We start from the raw sequence: 20,306 nt of genomic DNA, 5'->3' as shown, positions 1-20,306 counted from the left end.
AGGATCCACGAACCGCACGTCCTAGCCGACGACGACCTGGGCGCCGGAGCCGTCCTCGTCGTCGAGGTCGACCTCGACGCCCATCTCCTCGGCCAGGCGCAGGGCCTCCTCGATGAGGGTCTCGACGATCTGCGACTCGGGGACGGTCTTGATGACCTCGCCCTTGACGAAGATCTGGCCCTTGCCGTTGCCGGAGGCGACGCCGAGGTCGGCCTCGCGGGCCTCCCCGGGGCCGTTGACGACGCAGCCCATCACCGCGACGCGCAGCGGGACCTTCAGCCCGGCGAGCCCGGCCTGCACCTGCTCGGCCAGGGTGTAGACGTCGACCTGGGCGCGGCCGCAGGACGGGCAGGAGACGATCTCCAGGCCGCGCTCGCGCAGGCCCAGCGACTCCAGGATCGCGGTGCCGACCTTGATCTCCTCGACCGGCGGGGCCGACAGCGACACCCGGATGGTGTCGCCGATGCCCTCGGCCAGCAGCGCGCCGAACGCGACGGCGGACTTGACCGTGCCCTGGAACGCCGGGCCCGCCTCGGTGACGCCGAGGTGCAGGGGGTAATCGCAGCGGGCGGCGAGCAGGCGGTACGCCTGGACCATCACGACCGGGTCGTTGTGCTTGACCGAGATCTTGATGTCGCGGAAGCCGTGCTCCTCGAACAGCGAGCACTCCCACAGCGCCGACTCCACCAGCGCCTCGGGGGTGGCCTTGCCGTACTTCTCCAGCAGGCGAGGGTCGAGCGAGCCGGCGTTGACGCCGATCCGGATCGGCACGCCGTGGTCGGACGCGGCGCGGGCGATCTCGCCGACCTTGTCGTCGAACTTCTTGATGTTCCCGGGGTTGACCCGGACCGCCGCGCAGCCGGCCTCGATCGCGGCGAAGACGTACTTCGGCTGGAAGTGGATGTCGGCGATCACCGGGATCTGCGACTTCTTCGCGATGATCGGCAGCGCCTCGGCGTCGTCCTGGGACGGCACGGCGACGCGGACGATCTGGCAGCCCGAGGCGGTCAGCTCGGCGATCTGCTGCAGCGTGGCGTTGATGTCGGCGGTGACCGTGGTGGTCATCGACTGCACCGAGACCGGCGCGTCCCCGCCGACCGGCACGGAACCGACCATGATCTGACGGGATTTGCGACGCTCGGCGATCGGCCGGGTCCGTACGGACGGCATACCGAGAGCAACAGAAGTCATTTTTCAGCCCTTGAAAAAGTCGACGGCGTTGACAGTCTAGGCAGCCGCGGTGAGCTCCCGGGCACGAACCCGCGCCCAGGTGTCGGCGGCGAGCACCTCCTCGACCGAATCGGCCTCGGTGACGGCGTGCTCGGCGACCACCGCGGCGACGGTGTCGACGATGCCGGGGAACGGCAGCCGGCCGGCCAGGAACGCCTCCACGCAGACCTCGTTCGCGGCGTTGTAGACGGCCGGGGCGGTGCCGCCTGCCTCGCCGACGTGCCGGGCCAGCGCGACGGCGGGGAACGCCTCGTCGTCGAGCGGCTCGAAGGTCCAGGTGTGGGCGCGGGTCCAGTCGACCGGGGAGGCGGCGCCGGGGACCCGGCCGGGCCAGCCCAGGGCCAGAGAGATCGGCAGCCGCATGTCGGGCGGGCTGACCTGGGCGACGACCGAGCCGTCGGTGAACTCCACCATGGAGTGGATCATCGACTGCGGGTGGATCACGACCGTGATGCGGTCGAAGCCGATGTCGAACAGCAGGTGCGCCTCGATGACCTCCAGGCCCTTGTTGACCAGTGTGGCGGAGTTCACCGTGACGACCGGCCCCATCGACCAGGTCGGGTGGGCCAGCGCCTGCTCGGGGGTCACCCCGGCGAGCTCGGCGCGCGGCCTGCCGCGGAAGGGGCCGCCGCTCGCGGTGACGATCAGCCGCCGCACGGCCGAGGCGTCGGGACCGGCGGAGCTCGCCGCCCACAGGCACTGGGCGAGCGCGCTGTGCTCGGAGTCGACCGGGATCAGCTGCCCCGGCCCGGCCAGGCGCTTGACCAGCGGGCCGCCGACGATCAGGGACTCCTTGTTGGCGAGCGCCAGCGTACGGCCCGCCTCCAGCGCCGCCAGCGTCGAGGTCAGCCCCAGCGCGCCGGTGATGCCGTTGAGCACCACGTCGGAGGGCCAGGCCGCGGCCTCGGCGACGCCCTCGGGTCCGGCGAGGACCTTCGCGGTCACGCCGAGCGCGGACAGGGCCTCGCGCAGCGCGGGGACGGCCGCGGGGTCGGCGACGGCCACCGCCTCGGGCCGGAACTCGGCCGCCTGGCGGGCCAGCAGGTCGACACGGGAGCCTCCGGCGGCGAGCGCGGCGACCCGGAACCCGCCCGGGTTGCGGGCGATGACGTCGAGGGACTGGGTCCCGATGGAGCCGGTCGAGCCGAGCAGGACGACGGAGCGTGTCATGTCTGGGTCCATGGCCCCATTCTCGCGGCTCCCGCCCACCGGTCGCGCCCCGCATCGGGAGCGGGTTTCGCGGAACGCGGGAGACGGGCGATAAAAAGCGCAATTTAAGTCCGAATTTAGATATAGCAATACCTGTAAATCTTGAGAAATATAGACATGCGGCGCACTAGCTTCCCGACCCATCGATTCAGGTTTTCGGAGGTAGAGAAATGCGCCGTACGGCACGCCTGGTCCCCACCCTCACGCTCGCCGCGGGCAGCGCCCTGCTGCCAGCGGCGTTCGCCCACGGCGCGTCGGCGGCCGCCGCACCCGGCGCGGCGGTCGCGCACGGCTCGTCGGCAGCGAGCGCGCATGACCTGTCAGCGGTCGCGCACGGCCCCTCGGCGGCGGGCCCGCACGGCGCCGGCGCGGCGCGGAGCGCCTCACGACCCGCCGCGCGCGCCGCCGCGGTGAAGGCGGCCCCGGAGCCGGTCGGGAAGGAGGCCGCGGACACCCGGAGCGAGCAGCGCGCCGTCAGCCGCTACTGGACCGAGGCGAAGATGGAGTCCGCCAAGCCGCTCGACGTGCCCGCGCCCAGGAAGGAGGGCGTCCGGCTCACCGCGGCCGCGACCGCCGAGCAGGCCGCGGCCGACCCGGTCGAGGTCCCGGCGACCCGCCCGGGCGGCGGGACCGTGACGCCCGCCGCCGCGGCGGCGGCGCGCACCTCCAGCGGGGCGGCGTGGACCCGCGGCGGGACGGTGGCGAAGACCGCCGGCCGGGTGTTCTTCACCTACCAGGGCCGCAACGCCTCCTGCTCGGCCACCGCCGTCACCGGCGGCAACAGGAGCACGGTGATCACCGCCGGGCACTGCGTGCGGATGGGCGGCGCCTTCCACACCAACTGGGTGTTCGTCCCCGGCTACGCGAACGGCGAGCGCCCGTACGGCACCTGGGTGGCGACGGCCCTCTACACCACCCCGCAGTGGAACGACGGCGAGGACGTCAACTACGACGTGGCCGCCGCCGTGGTGGCCCCGCTGGAGGGCAGGTCGCTGACCGACGTCGTCGGCGGGCAGGGCGTCTCCTTCAACCAGCCCCGCAGGCAGCGGATGCACGCCTTCGGCTACCCCGCCGCCGCCCCCTACGACGGCTCCAGGCTGACCTACTGCGCCGGCCAGACGTTCGACGACTTCATGATGTCCCGCGACCTCGGCCTGAACTGCACGATGAACGGCGGGTCGAGCGGCGGGCCCTGGTTCGCCGGCTTCGACGAGAACACCGGGCTGGGCACGGTGAACTCCGTCAACAGCTTCAAGTACGGCTTCGCCGGCGGCTGGATGTTCGGCCCGTACTTCGGCGCCGAGGCCCGCGACGTCTACGAGGCCGCCCAGGAGGCGACCACACCCATTGACCGAAAGTAGTCACAACGACACACCACGTAGTGCAAAATCAGTCCTCATGACCTCAAGCCTCCCCCTGCTTGCGGGTGCCGCGCTCGTCGCCGGGCTCGTCGGCGGCCCCGCGGCCCGTCCCGCGACCGACGCGGCGCCCCCCGGACCCGGCCGGACGGCGTCGGCCGTCGCCCAGCGGACACGCCCGGCCGGCGCGGTGACACCCGGCACGCCCGGTGCGCCCGGTACGGCGGGCCCGTCCGGTACGGCCGGTCCGGCGGTCCCGGTCGCCCCGGTGGCCCCGATCGCGGCCGGTGTCGCCGACGTGGCGGAACACGCGGCCGCGGACGACGCGTACGGTCACCGGCGGGTGCTCGGCTACTGGACCCCCCGGCGGATGGCGGCGGCCGTCCCGATCGGCATGCCCGGGGAGGTGACGGGGCTGCTGGACGGCCGCCGCGCCGCCGCCGGCGGTGGCCGTACGGGGGCCTTCGGGGTGAAGGACCTTCCCGGTCCCGCCTCCGCAGGGAACGACCGCCCGGCCGTCTCGGGCGAGCGCCTGGCCGCTCCCGCGGCCGGGACCCGGCGGGCCGCCCCGGTCACCGGGGCCCGCTGGGTCACCGGCGGCTCGGTCGCCCAGACCACCGGGCGGGTCTTCCTCACCATCGGCGGGGTCGACTACGTGTGCTCGGCCAGCTCCGTCCGGAGCGCCAACCGCGACCTGGTGGTGACCGCGGGGCACTGCGTCAAGGACGGCACGGGCGCCTGGGCGGACAACTGGGTCTTCGTGCCGGGCTACGACCGGGGGCGGCAGCCGTACGGGCAGTTCACCGCCCGCCGCATGTTCGTCGCGGGCCCCTGGGCGCGCGGCGCCGACGACAGCTACGACGTGGGCATGGTGGCGCTGAACACCAGGGACGGCAGGCACCTCGGCGACGTCGCCGGGGCGCAGGAGATCGCCTTCGGCGCCCCCCGGGGCCGCCCGGCCCACGGTTTCGGCTTCCCCGCCGACGCCCCCTACGACGGTGAGCACCTGGTCTACTGCGCCGGGCCCGTGCGCGACGACCCGCACGAGCAGACCACCGACCAGGGCATGCGCTGCGACATGACCGCCGGCTCCAGCGGCGGCCCCTGGCTCACAGGTTTCGACGCCGCCACCGGCCGCGGCACGATCACCTCGGTGAGCAGCTTCAAGTACAGCGACGACCGCGGCACGATGTACGGCCCCTATTTCGGGAGCACCGTCAGGGACCTGCACACCGTCGCCGAGCGGTCCTGACCGGGGCGGCCCCGGCGGCGGGGCAGGAGACGGCGGCCGGAGAGGGCGTGGCCCGCGGCCCGGTGAGGGGTCGCGGGCCACGCGGAAACGGCTCGGAGGGGGCCGCCGGGCCGGGCCCGGCGACCCCGCCGGACGGTCAGAGAGAGGACAGGCCGGTGAGGACCATGACCTTCTCGTAGGTGAGGTCCTCCATGGCCGAGCGGACGCCCTCGCGGCCGACGCCGGAGTCCTTGACGCCGCCGTAGGGCATCTGGTCGGCGCGGTAGGACGGGACGTCGCCGATGATCACGCCGCCGACCTCCAGCTCCCGGTTGGCCCGGAAGGCGATGCCGAGGTCGCGGGTGAACACCCCGGCCTGCAGGCCGTACCTGGAGTCGTTGACCGCGGCGAACGCCTCGTCGACGCCGGAGACGGTCTGGACGGTCATGACCGGGCCGAAGACCTCCTCGCAGCCGAGCTTGGTGTCGCCCGGCACGTCGGCGAGGACGGTGGGGGCGACGGTGGCGCCGTCGCGGGTGCCGCCGGTCAGCAGCCGGGCGCCGGCCGCGACGGCCTCCTTGACCCAGCTCTCGACGCGCTCGGCGGCCTCGACGGAGACGAGCGGCCCCACCTGGGTCTTCTCGTCGGCGGGGTCACCGGTGACCAGGGCCTCCACGGCCGGGACCAGCTTGGCGAGGAACGCCTCGCTCACCTGCTCCTCGACGATGACCCGCTGGACCGAGATGCAGCTCTGCCCTGCCTGGTAGTTGGAGAACAGCGCCGTCCGGGAGGCGGCCCAGTCGAGGTCGGCGTCGGCGAGCACGACGGCCGCGGCGTTGCCGCCCAGCTCCAGCGTGACGTGCTTGCGCGGCACCCGGTCCATGATGGCGTAGCCGACAGGCCCGGATCCGGTGAAGGAGACGACCGGCAGGCGCGGGTCCTCGACGAGGGCGGAGGCGCGGTCGTTCGGGACGGGCAGGACCGAGAACATACCGGCGGGCAGGTCGGTCTCGGCCAGGATCTCCCCCAGCACCAGGGACGACAGCGGCGTCGCCGGGGCGGGCTTGACGATGATCGGGGCGCCGACCGCGATGGCCGGGGCGACCTTGTGGGCGACCAGGTTCAGCGGGAAGTTGAACGGGGTGATCGCCAGGACCGGGCCGTGCGGGACGCGGGAGACGTAGGCGAGGCGGCCCTCGGAGGCGGCCTCGGTGTCCAGGCGCACGGTCTCGCCGTTCAGGCGGCGGGCCTCCTCGGCGGCGAACCGGAAGGTGGAGACGGCGCGGCCGACCTCGCCGCGGGCCCAGAAGATGGGCTTGCCGTTCTCCTCCATGATGAGCCGGGCGATCTCCTCGGTCCGCTCGGTCAGGCGGCGCGCGACGTGGGCGAGGGCCGCGGCCCGCACGTGGAGGGGCAGCGCGGCGGCCTGCCTGCGTACGGCGTCGGCCGCGGCGACGGCCTCCTCGACCTGCTCGGGGGTCGGCACGGAGCAGACGCCGACGACGCGGCCGTCATGGGAGTTGGTCACGGTGAGCTCGGCGTCCCCCGTGGCGGGGCGGCCGGCGAGCCAGAAGGGGCGCACGTCCATGGCTCAGACGCTATGTCACGGCCCTCGGGGCGGTGTTGCTCCACGATGCACAAGACCCTTGCGCCGCCGCGCCGTTACGCATAAAAATATCTCGCTCTCTGCCTGTAACGAAAACAGGGCCAATTATGGATATTTCTGAGATGGCACCTGTTTCATGGAGCGCGGCCCTGATCACGTCACCGATCGCCACCACCCGAGAGCGGAAAGGCATGGTCGCATGACCTCTACGGCGCCACGCGGCCTTCAGGGCGCCTATCTGGTCGGCGAGCGCGCCGGCCAGGACGAACTGCGCGGCAGGCTGCTCGACGTGGCCAGCCAGCTTCTGATCACCGTCGGCCCGGAGAGCCTGTCGATGCGCCGCATCGCGGCCGAGGCCGGATGCTCGACGACCGTCATCTACACCATGTTCGGCAGCAAGGAGGGACTGGCCGAGGCTCTTTACCTGGAGGGCTTCGAGCGGTTCCGGCGGCGGCTGGAGGCGGTGCCGCCGCACCGCAACGCGCTGGAGCACCTGACCGCGCTCGGTCCCGCCTACCGGGAGGCCGCGCTCGCCGAGCCCGGGTACTACGCGCTGATGTTCGAGCGGGCCATCCCCGGCTTCTCGCCGAGCGAGCGGGCCAGGACCCTCGCCAGGGCGGCGCTGAACGTCCTCGACCGGGTGATCGCCGACTGCATCTCGGCGGGCTATCTCATCCCGACCCAGCCCAGGAAGATCGCCGACGCGCTGTGGGCGGCGGCCCAGGGCGCGATCGGTCTGGAACGCGCCGGGCATCTGCGCGACGACCGCACCTACCAGACCGTCACCTACGCCACCATCTCCCGCTACCTCGCCGACCGCTCCTGACCGTCCGGCCTCCCGGTCGTCCGGACCGTCCACGCCGCTCGATCCGCCCCGGACCGCCGGGCCCGGCGCACCGCGACCGCTCCGTCCGCGCCTCCGGCCGCGCCGCGGCCGGCCCCGGCCTCCCGGCCGCCGGACCCGCGGCGGTCAGCCCGCGACGGTGAGCGCGACCCACAGCTCGGCGCGGGCCGCCGGGTCGTCGAGGTCGCGGCCGAGCAGCTCGGCGACCCGGCGCATGCGGTAGCGCAGGGTGTGCCGGTGCACACCGAGCCGCTGCGCCGCCGCGTCCCAGTGGCCGTTGCAGGCGAGGTAGGCGCGCAGCGACTCCAGCAGGTCGGCGCGCGAGCCGTACTCGCGCAGGGGGGCGAGCAGCGCCGCGGCGAACGCCGCACCCGCCTCCGGGTCGAGCAGGGCGAGCAGGCCCTGCCCTGCGAGGTCGGCGAAGCGCATGACCCCCGCCGTGCCGCGGCGGGCCCCGGCGAGCGCCCGGTCGGCCTGGTCGAGCCCGGTGCGCAGGTCGTCGAGGCCGACCGGGGCGCCGATCCCGACGGGGCCCTGACCGGCCGGCGCCACGGCCAGCGCCGCGGCCGTCTCCTCAGCACGGTCCTCGGCCACGACGACGACCACCCGGCCGTCGAGGGGGGCGGCGAACTCTCCCCCGGCGGCCTCCAGCGCCGCCTCGGCGTCGCCGGCCGCGCAGAGCACGGTCAGCGGCCCGTCCGGCAGCCCGTCGCCCAGCCGTTCCAGCGCCTCGACCCCGGCCCGCACCTGCCCGGCGAGCAGCAGCCCGAGCACCGCCGAGCGGACCCGCCGCTCGGCGGCCAGGTGCTCCCGGCCGTGCTCGACGGCGAGGGTCAGCAGTGAGCCGGCGGCGTTGACCACGGTGTGCGCGACCGGGGTGAACGGCCGTTCCAGGCCGACGGCGAAGAAACCCCTGGCCCGGCGGGCGCCGAGCGGCTGCACGACGACGTGCTCCCCCGGCGTGGACAGCGACAGGCTCGCGGGCGCGCCGCTCCCGGGGGGCCTGCGGAGGCGTTCCAGCTCGGGGCGGAGGGCGGCGACCCGGGAGGCGCCCCGGCCGGTGGCGTGCCGTACGGCTCCGGACTCGTCGAGCAGGACGGCCCAGCCGCCGAGCTCGCGGGCCAGGCGGTCGATGACCGCGCGCGGCCCCTCGGGGCGCAACGCGGCGCGGGTGAGGCGTCCCTGGGCGGCGAAGGCGCGGCTGATCTCGTCGTACTGCTCGGCCGCGATCAGGTCGCTGACCAGCTTGCTGATCGCGACGAAGGGCGTGTCGCGGGGCACCTCAACGAGCGGCAGCCCGGCCCGCGCCGCCGCGGCCACCAACTCGGCGGGGACCGTCTCGTGCCCCAGGCCGACGCCGAGCCCCAGGCCGGTGACGCCCTTGCCGACCAGCCGGGCGACGTACGGCGCGGCGTTGCCGGCGTCCAGGCGCATGCCGGTGGTCAGCACCAGTTCGCCGCCCTCCAGGAAGGGCGTCGGGTCCTCCAGCTCGCTGACCGCGACCCAGCTCACCGGCCGGTCGAGGCCGTCGTGCCCGGCCAGGACGCCGAGCCGGAGCGGCAGGCGCCGCACGACGGTGCGGAGCGTCGGCGCCACGGTCCACCTCCGGTTTGTACGTTACGTCCAGCACGCTCTTCGCAATTTTGCCATAGTGCATCATCAGAGCACCGGCGGACGCGACATACCTTCGCACTATGAGCACCGTCACCCAGGGCGGCCCCTCGCTTCCCCAGGAGCGCCGGGTCGTCACCGAGATCCCGGGCCCCAAGTCGCGCGAGATGTTCGCCCGCAAGCAGGCCTCCGTCCCCCAGGGCATCGGCACCACCCTGCCGGTCTTCGTGACGCACGCCGGTGGCGGTGTCGTCGTGGACGCGGACGGCAACTCCCTCATCGACTTCGGCTCCGGCATCGCGGTGACCGGCGTGGGCAACGCGGCCCCGCGCGTGGTCGAGCGGGTCACCCGGCAGGTCGCCGACTTCACCCACACCTGCTTCATGGTCACGCCGTACGAGTCGTACGTGGAGGTCTGCGAGAAGCTCAACGCGCTGACCCCCGGCGACCACGAGAAGCGGACCTTCCTCCTCAACAGCGGCGCCGAGGCCGTGGAGAACGCGGTCAAGGTCGCCCGCAGCGCCACCGGGCGCGACGCGGTCGTGGTGTTCGACCACGGCTACCACGGCCGGACGCTGCTCACCATGACGCTGACCGCCAAGAGCATGCCGTACAAGCACGGTTTCGGGCCGTTCGCCCCCGAGGTCTACCGGGTGCCGCTGGCCTATCCCTACCGCTGGCCGACGGGGCCCGAGAACTGCGCCGAGGAGGCCGCGGCCCAGGCCATCGACCAGATCTCCAAGCAGGTCGGCGCGCAGAACGTGGCGGCCGTGGTGATCGAGCCGATCGCCGGCGAGGGCGGCTTCATCGAACCGGCCAGGGGATTCCTGCCGAGGATCGCGGAGTTCTGCCGTGAGAACGGCATCGTCTTCATCGCCGACGAGGTCCAGACCGGCTTCGCCCGGACCGGGAACCTGTTCGCCTGCGAGGACGAAGGCGTCGTCCCGGACATCATCGTGACCGCCAAGGGCATCGCGGGCGGCCTGCCGCTGTCGGCCGTCACCGGCCGCGCCGAGCTGCTCGACAAGGTCCACCCGGGCGGACTGGGCGGCACCTACGGCGGCAACCCGCTGGCCTGCGAGGCCGCGCTGGGCGTGATCGAGACCATCGAGGCCGACGACCTGGTCGGCAGGGCCCGTCACATCGGCGAGGTCATGCTGCCCCGGCTGCGCGCCCTCGCCGAGCGTCACCCGGTGATCGGCGACGTGCGCGGCCGCGGCGCCATGATCGCCATCGAGCTGGTCGTCCCCGGCACCAAGGACCCGCACCCCACCGCGGCGGGCGAGATCGCCAGGCGGTGCCACGCCGAGGGCCTGCTGGTGCTGACCGCCGGCACCTACGGCAACGTGCTGCGGTTCCTGCCGCCGCTGGTCATGCCCGACCACCTGCTGGAGGAGGGCCTGACCATCCTGGAGAAGGCCATCAGCGAGGTCTGACCGTTTACATCCTCATAAAAGGGGCACCCGGCTTGATGGCGGGTGCCCCTTTTGCTGCCATATGGCATGCGCACGGGACGTGATTTAACCGCTCCTTGGCTCTCAGCACGACGATCACGGGAGATCGCGGCGTTATAACGGTTGCGATACGAGATCGCAGATCACGACCGGAGGCGCGATGAGCCGGCGGCCGACCAGAGGGGGGCAGGACGCCATGACCTTCGATCCCGAGGGCCTGACCCGCACCCAGCGGGAGGGCGACGCCTGCGTGGTCTGCCACAAGAAGTGGCCGCGCCCGCGCATCAGGATCGGGCGGCTGCCCGACGAGGCGGCCCTGTTCGCCTGCCCGGAGTGCGCCGACGCGCTGCTGCAGGACCCGCGGGAGAACGTCTACCCGCTGCCCCGCCGCGCGGCCTTCTTCTAGGCCCCGGCGTCTCCCGGCTTCTGGACCCCCCGCGTCTCCCGGCGGAGAAGGGGCTCGCCGTAGCGCCGGGAAGGGCCGGGAAAAGGGCCGTGCCCTCCTCCGCCGGAGCGGGGAAGGGCACGGAAGACGCGGTCCTGCGCCGGTGTCACCGGGCAGGGGCGCCTACTTGGTGAAACCGACCTTCGTCCAGTCCTTGTCGGCGTAGCCGAAGGAACCGTAGTTAGCCAGGGTCTTCTTGGCGGCGTGGATGTCGGGACGCTGGTAGATCGGGAGGGTGTGCACCTCGTCCCAGATCAGCTTGTCGGCCTGGTTGCCCAGCTCCATGGCCTTGGCCGGGTCCATCTCCCCGCCCGCCTGCTCGATCACCTTGTCCAGCTCGGGGGTGCCGATGCGCGGGAAGTTGCTGCCGAAGTTCTCCGGGCTGGTCGGCGTCTTGTAGATCTGCGACAGGCCGTTCAGCGGGAACGGCGTGCCCAGCCACGAGAACGGCGTGAGGTCGAAGTTGCCGGGGATGATGAAGTCGTCGAAGAACTTGTCACCCGGCACCGGCTCGACGGTGATCTTGACGCCGACCTCCTTCAGCATCGCCTGGGTGAGCTCGCCCTCCTGCTTGGACAGCGCCAGGTCGGCCGGGACGATGAAGCGGAGGTTGAGCTCCTTGCCGTCCTTCTTGCGGTACTCGCCCTCCATCTTCCAACCGGCGGCGTCCAGCAGCTGCTTGGCCTTCTCCGGGTTGTACTTGCCGAGCTCCCCGGAGTTGTCCACGTAACCCTTCTGGGTGTTCATGTAGACGTGGTTGTTGAGGAGCTGGATCGGCCAGTCCATGTCCTTGAGGTCGGACTGGGCGATGGCCTCGCGGTTGATGCCGAGCACGACGGCCTGGCGGACCGACTTGTCCTTCAGCATCTCCGAGGAGCCGTTGAAGGTGAAGTGACGCCAGTTCGGGGCCGCCGCCTTGCGGATGTCGACGTTCGGCACCTCCTTGGCCCGCTTGAGGTCCGCGGCGTTCGCCGGGATCTCCACCGCGTCGATCTCGCCGTTGGCGAAGGCGCCGATCATGGCGGTCGCGTCGATGGCCCGGAAGATGACCTTGTCGAGCTTGGCCTTCTGACCCCACCACTTGTCGTCACGGACGAGGGTGGCGGTCTTGGCGGTCTGGTCCATGGACTCGACCTTGAACGGGCCGGCGGTGACCGGGATCTTGTCGATCCAGCCCTTGTTGAAGTGCTCGGGCGTGTCGTTCGTCGAGACCGGGTAGAGCGGCGAGAACAGGTTCTTCCAGTCAGGGAAGTTCTTGGCGAAGGTGACCACCACCTCCTTGTCGGAGGCGCCCTTCTCCACCGACGCGATACGCTCGTAGCCCTCGGTGGAGGAGACCTGGAACTTCTTGTTCTCGCCGTTCAGCGCCTTCCACTGCGCGACGAAGTCCTTGTAGGTGATCGGCGTGCCGTCCGACCAGGCCGCCTTCTCGTTGAGCTTGTAGGTGACGACCTGCTTGCCGCTGCCGGCGTCCATCTTCCACTCGGTGACGTAGTCCGGGTTGTTGTTGACCTCGGCCTTGTCGTTAGCGATGGCGATCAGCGGCATCAGCGGCTCGATCACGTCGTCGGTGCTGGCGTTGGTGCCGTTCACCTGGTTGTAGTTCCACTGCTCCTGCCACTGGCTGAGGCCGAGCTTCACCACACCGCCGTCGGCGACCTGCTCATAGGCGACCGGGTTGATCGTGCTGCCGGGCAGCTCGGCGGCCTGCTGCTGGACGGCCTGGCTCGACTCGGCCTTCGGCTTGTCGCCGCTGCCGCCGCCGCAGGCGGTGAGGGCCATGGCCAGGAGCGCGGCTCCGGCGGTGGCCTTGTAGCCAACCTTCACGTGTTCCTCCATCGGGGATTCGTCAGGAGACCGCGGTCTCGTGGACCTCGGTCACCTCGGGGTAGTGGCAGGCGGCGCCGTGATCGGCGGCGGGCGCGAGCCGGGTGACAAGGGGTTCTTCGGTGTCGCACCGGCGCGCGTCCTCGGCGCTCAGCCGGGCGCGCTTGGGGCAGCGGGTACGGAACCGGCAGGCCGACGGCGGCGATGCCGGGCTGGGCAGGTCGCCCTCCAGCAGGATCCGCTCGCGCGAGCGCTCCAGGTTCGGGTCGGGCAGCGGGATGGCCGACAGCAGCGCCCGCGTGTAGGGGTGGGCGGGCCTGGCGTAGACCTCCTCGACCGTGCCGATCTCGGCGATCTTGCCGAGGTACATCACGGCCACCCGGTCGGCGATGTGCCGGACCACCGACAGGTCGTGGGCGACGAAGAGGTAGGACAGGCCGAGCCTGACCTTCAGCTCCTCCAGCAGGTTGATGACACCCGCCTGGATGGACACGTCCAGCGCCGACACCGGCTCGTCCAGCACGATCAGCTTCGGCTCCAGCGCCAGGGCGCGGGCGATGCCGATGCGCTGGCGCTGGCCGCCGGAGAAGTGCTGCGGGTAGCGCTCGGCGTGGGACGGCTCCAGGCCGACCAGGGTGAGCAGCTCGGCGACCCTCGCCCTGACGTCCTTGCGGCCGTGCGCGCGCAGCGGCTCGGCGAGGATGTCGCCGACCGGCATCCTGGGGTCGAGCGCGGCCATCGGGTCCTGGAAGACGATCTGCAGGTCCCGGCGGAGCGCGAGGCGCTCGCTCCTGCCCAGCGTGGCGCTGTCCTTGCCCAGCACGACGACCGTGCCGCCCTGGGGCGCCTCCAGCTGCATGATCTGCTGCAGGGTGGTGGTCTTGCCGCAGCCCGACTCGCCGACCAGGGCCAGCGTCTCGCCCTCGGCGATGTCGAAGCCGATGCCGTCCACCGCGTGCACGGTGCCGACCCGGCGCTTGAACACCGCGCCCTTCATGAGCGGGTAGTGCCGGATCATGTCCTCGACCTTGAGCACGGTCTCCCGCTCGGCGCGCGGCCGGGGCGCCTCCGTCTCGACGGGGGGCTCGGGAACCGGGTAGATCGTGGCGCCGTCGAGGTTCTTCAGCTCGATCTCGTGCGCGCGGATGCAGGCCGCCCGGCGGGTGCCGGGGCCCACCGGCTCCAGCTCGGGCTCGCCGTCGTCGCAGGCGTCCACCTTCATCGGGCAGCGCGGCGCGAACGGGCAGCCCGGCGGCAGCGCGGCCGGCGAGGGCGGGTTGCCCTCGATCGGGATCAGCCTGGCCGACGGGCGGTCCATCCGCGGGATCGAGGCGAGCAGCCCCATCGTGTACGGCATGCGCGGGCGGTAATAGATCTCCTCCACGCCGCCCAGCTCGACCGGCCGGCCGGCGTACATGACCAGCACCCGGTCGGCCAGGCCGGCGACGACCCCCAGGTCATGGGTGATCATCACGATGCCCGCGCCGGTCTCCCGCTGCGCGGTCTTGAGCACCTCCAGCACCTGGGCCTGGATGGTGACGTCGAGCGCGGTGGTCGGCTCGTCGCAGATCAGCACGTCGGGGTCGTTGGCGATGGCCATGGCGATCATGGCGCGCTGGCGCATGCCGCCGGAGAACTCGTGCGGGAACGCCTTGGCCCGGACGTCCGGGTGCGGGATGCCGACCAGGTCCAGCAGCTCGACGGCCCGCTTGGCGGCCTTGTCCTTGCCGACCTTCTGGTGGATCCGCACCGCCTCGGCGATCTGGTCGCCGATGGTGTAGACGGGGGTGAAGGCCGACAGCGGGTCCTGGAAGATCATGCCGATGGACTTGCCGCGGAGCCTGGTGAGCTCCTCCTCCGGCATGCCGATCAGCTCCTGGCCGTGGAGCTTGACCGAGCCGCTGATCTCGGCGCCCTCGGGCAGCAGGCCCATCACGGCCAGCGAGGTCACCGACTTGCCGGAGCCCGACTCGCCGACGATGCCGAGCACCTCGCCCCGGCCGAGCCGATAGCTCACGCCCCGGACGGCCTTGATGCCGCCGCGGAAGGTGACGTTGAGGTCGTTCACCTCGAGAATCGTCATGTGTTGCTCCCCGGGTCGAGCGCGTCGCGCAGGCCGTCGCCGATGAGGTTGACGCTGAGCACCAGCAGCACGAGCAGACCGGAGGGGAAGAGGAAGAGCCAGGAGTAGCCCGGGACCTTGTCACTTCCCGCCGCGATCAGGGTGCCGAGCGAGACGTCGGGCGGCTGGACGCCGAATCCGAAGAACGACAGCCCGGCCTCGCCGATGATCGCGGCACTCACGTTCAGCGTGGCGTCGATGATCAGCAGGGAGGAGAGGTTCGGCACGACGTGCCGAAAGATGATCTTCCATCCGGGGATGCCCATGTAGCGGGCGGCCAGGATGTACTCCCGTTCCCGCAGGGAGAGCGTCATGCTCCGCACGACCCGGGAGGTGATCATCCAGGAGAACACGGCCAGCAGCAGCACGAACCACAGCCAGGAGCCGCCCCTGAGGCGCGGCGAGACGATCGCGATGATCAGGAAGCTGGGCAGCACGAGCAGCAGGTCGGCGCCCCACATCAGGGCCTTGTCCAGCCAGCCGCCGAAGTAGCCGGCCGCGGCGCCGACGAGGGCGGCGAGGCCGGTGGAGATGAGCGCGACGAGGAAGCCGATGACGATCGACTTCTGCATGCCGTGCAGGGACACCGCGTAGACGTCCTGGCCGATCTGGGTGGTGCCCCACCAGTGGTCGGCCGAGGGCGGCTCCATGAACGCCGTGAAGTCCTTGTCCATCCAGTCGTGCGGGCCGAAGAACGGGCCGACGTAGGCCAGGAGGAGAAGCAGCAGCAACGCGATCAGACCGTAGCGGGTCTGCCGGTTGCGCATCATGCGGGCGAAAACGACCTTGGATCGCATCTCAGCTCACCCGCACCCGGGGGTCGAGGGCCGCCACGAGGAAGTCCGACAGCAGTCCCGCGACGAGCACGCAGACGGCGGCGAACAGGTTCACCGCGGCGACCGCGTTGGTGTCGTTCTGCTGGATCGAGTCCACCAGCCAGGCGCCCATGCCGTTCCAGCCGAAGATCTTCTCGGTGAAGATCGCGCCGGTCAGCAGCGTGCCGAAGGTGAAGGCGAAGTAGGTGGCGGCCGGCACCAGCGCGGTCCGCAGCGCGTGCTTGAGCAGCGCCGCCTTGCGGCTGAGGCCCTTGGCGCGGGCGGTGCGGACGAAGTCCTGGCCCAGTACGTCCAGCATCATGTTGCGCTGGATCCGGCTGTAGAAGGCGATCTGCCCGAGGCACAGGGAGATCGTCGGCAGGATCAGGTGGTTGAGCCGGCTGATCGTCTGGTCCCAGCCGCTCAGTCCCGGGGTGTACTCGCCGGTGTACTCCAGCTTGGTGCCCAGCAGCTCGTTCGTCCCGACCGCTCCGATGGTGAGCATCTTCGCCATCACGAAGACCGGGACCGCCATGATGACGAAGGACGCGACGCCGATGACCCGGTCGCTGACCCGGTACTGCCTGATCGCCGCGAAGGCCCCGACGGCCACGCCGATACCCGAGCCGAGGACCGTGCCGATGAGCAGCAACCGGAGGCTGACGCCGATCCGGCGGCCCATCTCCTCGTTGACCGACTTGCCCTGCCAGGTCTTGCCCAGGTCACCGGTGACGACGCCGGAGGCCCAGGTCACGTAGCGCTCGAAGACGGGCTTCTTGTCATTGAGGTTGTAGTCGTCCAGCGTCGAGTCGACGACGGCCTCCGCCACCGGCGGCTGACGGCCTTCGTACTTCGCCCTGGGGTTGAGGCTGGTCGCGGCGAGGAAGTACGCCATGCTCGCGGCGATCGCCACCAGCAGGACGTTGCTGACCAGCCGCTTCAGCAGGTAGGCGCCCATCGGCCTCCCCTCATGTATCGCCCGGGAGCGCGAGGGACGGCGGCGGTTCACCGCTCGGCGGACGTCACCTGATCCCAACTAGCGCATGGTTGATCCCGCTATGTCTCTTTTAAGGCGGGATGTGCGAAACCATACCTGGGGGTAGTGATTAGATCCGACCGCGGGGGGTAACGATCCGGATTCGAGATGTCCAGATCCTGTGACACAACGTCGTCTTCGCAGGTCAGAGCCCCGCTCTCGCGGCCTTCGAGCGCCGCCCGGCCCCGGGCGCGCCGAGGAGGCGTCCCCGGAGCCGGGACCGCCTCGGTGGGCGAAACCGTACGGAAGAACCCCTCGGCCCGCGGAAACCGTACGGCAGAGCCGCCTCCACCCGCGGAATCCGTACGGAGGACGGCCGCCGGCCGGGACCCCGCTGAATGCCCCGGCGGGACCCCCGCGAAAGGGCCGGCCGGGGCCCCGTGAGGAGCCCCGGCCGGTGGCCGCGCGGACGGCTCAGGCGGGCTGGAGCGCCGCCGCGAGCTGGTCGCGCACGCCCCACGGGGAGCCGTACTCGCCCAGCAGATCCAGGAACGGCACCGCGTCGAACGCCTCCGGCCCCAGCACCCCGGAGCCGGTCCAGGCTCCGGTGGCCAGCAGCTCCAGCGCGACGACCGGATGCAGGGCGGTCTGCCAGACCACGGCCTGGCAGCCGTACTCCCGCATCGACCACTCGTTGTCGACCACGTGGTACAGGTAGACCTCGCGCGGCCCGCCGTCCTTGCCGACACCCTTGACCCAGGTGCCCGCGCAGGTCTTGCCGCGCATCCGGTCGCCGAGGGTGGCCGGGTCGGGCAGGCTGGCGGCGACCACGTCGCGGGGCGAGGTCTCGACGCCGCCGACACGGATCTTGCCGGCGTTGTCCAGGCCGAGCTTGTGCAGGGTCTTCAGCACCCCGATGAACTCCTCGCCGAGGCCGTACTTGAACGTCACGCGCCTGGCGTCGACCCAGCGCGGGACGAGCAGCACCTCCTCGTGCTCGACGTTCACGCACTCCACCGGGCCGATGCCCTCGGGGAAGTCGAACACCTCCGGCTCGCTGAACGGCTCGGTGGTGCGCCAGCCGCCGTCCTCCCAGATGACCGGCGGGTTGAGGCACTCCTCGATGGTGGTCCAGATCGAGAAGGTCGGCGCGAAGTCGTAGCCGTCCACCACCAGGTTGGACCCGTCGCGGATCCCGATCTCGTCGATGCTCTCGAAGAGGTGGTCGGCGGCGTAACGGGCGAACACGTCGGCCAGGCCGGGCTCGACCCCCATGCCGACCAGGGCCAGCCGGCCCCGGTCGCGCCAGGCGCCGTCCATCGCGAACTGCTCGTCGCCCAGCTTCACCCCGGGCAGCTCGTACGGCCGCCGGGGGTGGGGGCGCGACAGCGACATGGCCATGTCCAGGTAGTGCGCGCCGGCGTTCAGCGCCGCCCGGAACAGGGGCATGGTGAAACGCGGATCCACGGCGTTGAAGAGCACGTCGCAGCGGTGCTCGGCCAGGGCCGCCTCCACCGCGGCCTGGTCGGAGGCGTCCAGCGCGATGGCGCTGAACCGTGGATCGGCGACCTTGGCCACCGCGGCGGCGGCCCGGTCCTGTTGGGAGTCGGCCACCACGATGTGTTCGAAGAAATGTCGGCGCGCGGCGATCGGAACGACGGCGGACCCCACGCCGCCCGCTCCCACAAGGAGGATTCTCATGGCCCGATCCTACTCACTGACTGGTCGACCAGCCAATAGCGAGGACACAAATTCACCACTGAATCCATCGTTGATCGCGAGCAGAGCTACGGAAATCGCGGCGATCCCGCCGTCTAACAGACATGCATGGGGACCCGCATGACAGATGCACCCGGAGACGAGGCGGGCGCTCCGGGGTCGGGGGAAACACCCGGAGCGCCCCTGACGGGCCACGCCCGGCGGGGGGTCGGGCGCGCCCGCGGCTCGTCAGGCGCGGGTCACCGGCGGGTCACGGAGAAGCCGGTCATTCCACCAGGTTCTTCCACCGCTTCACCCAGTCGGTGTAGTCAGTGCATTCCCCGCCCGCGCCGCCGCAATCCTTCGACGGGCGAACGGCAAAGAAGACGCGCTTCAGCCACGCCGCGTCCCCGACATGGTGGGCGTCGCAGACGCGCCGCGTCTCGCCGCCGCACGCCTCGGGGTTCGCCGGGGCGAGGCCGGTCCAGGCCGCGGCGGCGCGCTGCGCGGCCGGCGAGGTGATCCAGTCGAGCCACCGGTACGCGCAGTTCGGGCTGGCTGCGCCGGAGGAGAGCATCCAGGAGTCGGCCCACCCGGTCATCGGCGCGCCGCCGAGCGCCTTCACCGGACGGCCCGCCCGCGCGAAGAGGTCGGCGTGGTACGGCAGGGCACCGCCGAGCCGTACCCGGTCCGTCGCGAACGCCCGGATCACGTCCAGGGAGTCCCGCCAGTAGACCCGGCCGGGCCCGTCGTGCCGGGAGACCAGCTCCACGGCCGCGTCGAGCTGCTCCGGCGTGAGCTGGAACGGGTCGCCGATCTCCAGGTCCGGCCGCGTCTCCTTCAGCGCGAGCGCGGCCCCGGCGAGGCTCATCGGGGTGTCCCTGATCGCCGCCCGCTCGTCCTCGTAGAGGTCCTGCGGGCCCTTGGGTCGCTCACCTCGGTAGAGGACCTCGTCGGCGCTCCACAGGTACGGCACGCCGAAGACCTCCTCCCCCCGCCGCGTCGAGGGCAGCTCGCGCAGCCGCTCCGGAACGTCCTTGTAGGAGGAGAGGAGACCGGTGTCGATCGGCGCGACCTTCCCCTCCGCGACCAGCTGCCCGGCCAGCTCGGGCGAGGGCGACACGACGTCGTAGGACCCCGGCCGGAACTTCGCCGCCATCTCCTCGGCCGAGCCCACCCGGTCCAGCCGGACGACCCGGCAGCCGGTGCGCTCCTCGAAGGGCGAGACCCAGTCGGCCCCGGTCAGCGTCGCGCCGTACTCGACATGGCCCTGGAAGGTGAGCACACGCAGGATGCCCTCCCCCTTGCCGATCGAGGCCGAGGGCTTCGGCGAGGGGCTCCGTCCGGCCGGGCCGCCGGTCGTCCCGGGCCCCGGGGTGGCCCCGGATCCCGGCGTCGCGGCGGACGTCGCGGCGGACGTCGCGGTGGACGTCGCGGTGGGCGCCGGGGACGGCGAGCCGGTGGACGCGGGCGCGGCGTTCCGGGCGGGGGCGGGGCCCCGGGCGGCGGCCACCGACCCGGTCACGGTCCCGGCGGCGGTCACGGTGCCCGCCGCCACGCACGCGGCCAGCGCCAGACCACCCGCCAGCGCGCCCCGGCGTGTACGGCGCAGCCCGTCCCTGCCCACGAAGACCCCTTACCGACGCGTCGACATCTGTGCGGAGCCTACCCCGGCCCGCGTCCGGCCCGGCGGGGACTCGCGGCCGTGAATCCCCGCCGGGGTCCCGAGGCTGAGCCCGTCCGGCGGGCCGTCCCGCCCGCCACGAGCCCGGGTCACCGGCCTCTCCACCCCCCACGGGCCCGGGTCACCGGCCTTCCCGTCCGCCGCGCCCGCGGCGGACGGGGACGGGGGTGTCAGGAGTTGGTGGGGAAGCCGAGGT

The 20,306-nt window shown here is 72.0% G+C and carries 15 protein-coding genes; 5 read left to right on the top strand and 10 right to left on the bottom strand.

The window, feature by feature from the left end; translation table 11 throughout:
- Positions 1 to 21 precede the first annotated feature (21 nt).
- Entirely contained in the window at positions 22 to 1,170 is a 1,149-nt protein-coding gene (ispG, locus tag AB0D67_RS27760) for a flavodoxin-dependent (E)-4-hydroxy-3-methylbut-2-enyl-diphosphate synthase (protein ID WP_362942036.1), read from the bottom strand.
- A gap of 57 nt (positions 1,171 to 1,227) precedes the next feature.
- Positions 1,228 to 2,400 carry a 1-deoxy-D-xylulose-5-phosphate reductoisomerase gene (gene dxr / locus AB0D67_RS27755; RefSeq protein ID WP_362942033.1) on the bottom strand — a complete coding sequence of 391 codons (1,173 nt, stop codon included), beginning with the start codon at positions 2,398 to 2,400 and terminating at the stop codon, positions 1,228 to 1,230.
- 209 nt (positions 2,401 to 2,609) lie between these two features.
- Here dxr and AB0D67_RS27750 point away from each other — a divergent pair, with 209 nt between their 5' ends.
- Positions 2,610 to 3,800, top strand: a complete 1,191-nt coding sequence (locus tag AB0D67_RS27750; protein ID WP_362942030.1) for a peptidase — start codon at positions 2,610 to 2,612, stop codon at positions 3,798 to 3,800.
- Positions 3,801 to 3,837: 37 nt separating this feature from the next.
- Positions 3,838 to 5,049, top strand: a complete 1,212-nt coding sequence (locus tag AB0D67_RS27745) for a hypothetical protein (protein ID WP_362942027.1) — start codon at positions 3,838 to 3,840, stop codon at positions 5,047 to 5,049.
- A 136-nt stretch (positions 5,050 to 5,185) separates the two neighbouring features.
- Here AB0D67_RS27745 and AB0D67_RS27740 read toward each other — a convergent pair whose 3' ends face one another.
- Positions 5,186 to 6,616 (bottom strand): aldehyde dehydrogenase family protein, encoded by a 1,431-nt coding sequence (locus AB0D67_RS27740; RefSeq protein ID WP_362942024.1) that lies wholly within the window; start codon positions 6,614 to 6,616, stop codon positions 5,186 to 5,188.
- Positions 6,617 to 6,833: 217 nt separating this feature from the next.
- Here AB0D67_RS27740 and AB0D67_RS27735 point away from each other — a divergent pair, with 217 nt between their 5' ends.
- Positions 6,834 to 7,460, top strand: a complete 627-nt coding sequence (locus AB0D67_RS27735; RefSeq protein ID WP_362942021.1) for a TetR/AcrR family transcriptional regulator — start codon at positions 6,834 to 6,836, stop codon at positions 7,458 to 7,460.
- A gap of 144 nt (positions 7,461 to 7,604) precedes the next feature.
- Here AB0D67_RS27735 and AB0D67_RS27730 read toward each other — a convergent pair whose 3' ends face one another.
- The gene (locus tag AB0D67_RS27730; RefSeq protein ID WP_362942018.1) at positions 7,605 to 9,074 is read right to left on the bottom strand and encodes a PucR family transcriptional regulator; all 1,470 of its coding nucleotides are present in this window, start codon (positions 9,072 to 9,074) and stop codon (positions 7,605 to 7,607) included.
- A 98-nt stretch (positions 9,075 to 9,172) separates the two neighbouring features.
- Between AB0D67_RS27730 and gabT the strand changes: the two genes are divergently transcribed.
- Entirely contained in the window at positions 9,173 to 10,525 is a 1,353-nt protein-coding gene (gabT, locus tag AB0D67_RS27725) for a 4-aminobutyrate--2-oxoglutarate transaminase (RefSeq protein ID WP_362942015.1), read from the top strand.
- Between the two features lie 214 nt (positions 10,526 to 10,739).
- Complete coding sequence (locus tag AB0D67_RS27720) at positions 10,740 to 10,949, top strand: hypothetical protein (RefSeq protein ID WP_362942012.1); 210 nt, start codon at positions 10,740 to 10,742, stop codon at positions 10,947 to 10,949.
- Between the two features lie 162 nt (positions 10,950 to 11,111).
- Here AB0D67_RS27720 and AB0D67_RS27715 read toward each other — a convergent pair whose 3' ends face one another.
- From AB0D67_RS27715 to AB0D67_RS27690, 6 genes are all read right to left on the bottom strand, one after another.
- Positions 11,112 to 12,815: an ABC transporter family substrate-binding protein gene (locus tag AB0D67_RS27715; protein WP_362942009.1), complete on the bottom strand. Its 1,704-nt coding sequence runs from the start codon at positions 12,813 to 12,815 to the stop codon at positions 11,112 to 11,114.
- A gap of 22 nt (positions 12,816 to 12,837) precedes the next feature.
- On the bottom strand, positions 12,838 to 14,898 hold the full coding sequence (locus tag AB0D67_RS27710) for an ABC transporter ATP-binding protein (protein ID WP_362942006.1): 2,061 nt from the start codon (positions 14,896 to 14,898) through the stop codon (positions 12,838 to 12,840).
- A complete protein-coding gene (locus AB0D67_RS27705) occupies positions 14,895 to 15,734 on the bottom strand; it encodes an ABC transporter permease (RefSeq protein WP_362942003.1) in 840 nt (279 codons plus the stop codon). Before AB0D67_RS27705 ends, AB0D67_RS27710 begins: the two co-directional genes overlap by 4 nt.
- A 1-nt stretch (position 15,735) precedes the next feature.
- A complete protein-coding gene (locus tag AB0D67_RS27700) occupies positions 15,736 to 16,710 on the bottom strand; it encodes an ABC transporter permease (protein WP_362942000.1) in 975 nt (324 codons plus the stop codon).
- 492 nt (positions 16,711 to 17,202) lie between these two features.
- Positions 17,203 to 18,429 (bottom strand): saccharopine dehydrogenase NADP-binding domain-containing protein, encoded by a 1,227-nt coding sequence (locus tag AB0D67_RS27695; protein WP_362941997.1) that lies wholly within the window; start codon positions 18,427 to 18,429, stop codon positions 17,203 to 17,205.
- A gap of 283 nt (positions 18,430 to 18,712) precedes the next feature.
- Positions 18,713 to 20,053 (bottom strand): extracellular solute-binding protein, encoded by a 1,341-nt coding sequence (locus tag AB0D67_RS27690; protein ID WP_362941994.1) that lies wholly within the window; start codon positions 20,051 to 20,053, stop codon positions 18,713 to 18,715.
- Positions 20,054 to 20,306 lie beyond the last annotated feature (253 nt).

This window comes from Streptosporangium sp. NPDC048047, assembly GCF_040653115.1.
Taxonomy (GTDB): Bacteria; Actinomycetota; Actinomycetes; order Streptosporangiales; family Streptosporangiaceae; genus Streptosporangium.
Note: the sequence above shows the minus strand (reverse complement) of the source record. Positions and strands in the feature narration are given on the sequence as shown.

Excerpts from the sequence above, each read along its gene's own strand:
- AB0D67_RS27710 (WP_362942006.1), bottom strand. The coding sequence starts at position 14,898 with ATGACGATTCTCGAGGTGAACGACCTCAACGTCACCTTCCGCGGCGGC.
- AB0D67_RS27750 (WP_362942030.1), top strand. The coding sequence starts at position 2,610 with ATGCGCCGTACGGCACGCCTGGTCCCCACCCTCACGCTCGCCGCGGGC.
- AB0D67_RS27720 (WP_362942012.1), top strand. The coding sequence starts at position 10,740 with ATGACCTTCGATCCCGAGGGCCTGACCCGCACCCAGCGGGAGGGCGAC.
- AB0D67_RS27705 (WP_362942003.1), bottom strand. The coding sequence starts at position 15,734 with ATGCGATCCAAGGTCGTTTTCGCCCGCATGATGCGCAACCGGCAGACC.
- gabT (WP_362942015.1), top strand. The coding sequence starts at position 9,173 with ATGAGCACCGTCACCCAGGGCGGCCCCTCGCTTCCCCAGGAGCGCCGG.
- dxr (WP_362942033.1), bottom strand. The coding sequence starts at position 2,400 with ATGACACGCTCCGTCGTCCTGCTCGGCTCGACCGGCTCCATCGGGACC.
- AB0D67_RS27700 (WP_362942000.1), bottom strand. The coding sequence starts at position 16,710 with ATGGGCGCCTACCTGCTGAAGCGGCTGGTCAGCAACGTCCTGCTGGTG.
- AB0D67_RS27695 (WP_362941997.1), bottom strand. The coding sequence starts at position 18,429 with ATGAGAATCCTCCTTGTGGGAGCGGGCGGCGTGGGGTCCGCCGTCGTT.
- AB0D67_RS27745 (WP_362942027.1), top strand. The coding sequence starts at position 3,838 with ATGACCTCAAGCCTCCCCCTGCTTGCGGGTGCCGCGCTCGTCGCCGGG.
- AB0D67_RS27735 (WP_362942021.1), top strand. The coding sequence starts at position 6,834 with ATGACCTCTACGGCGCCACGCGGCCTTCAGGGCGCCTATCTGGTCGGC.
- AB0D67_RS27740 (WP_362942024.1), bottom strand. The coding sequence starts at position 6,616 with ATGGACGTGCGCCCCTTCTGGCTCGCCGGCCGCCCCGCCACGGGGGAC.
- ispG (WP_362942036.1), bottom strand. The coding sequence starts at position 1,170 with ATGCCGTCCGTACGGACCCGGCCGATCGCCGAGCGTCGCAAATCCCGT.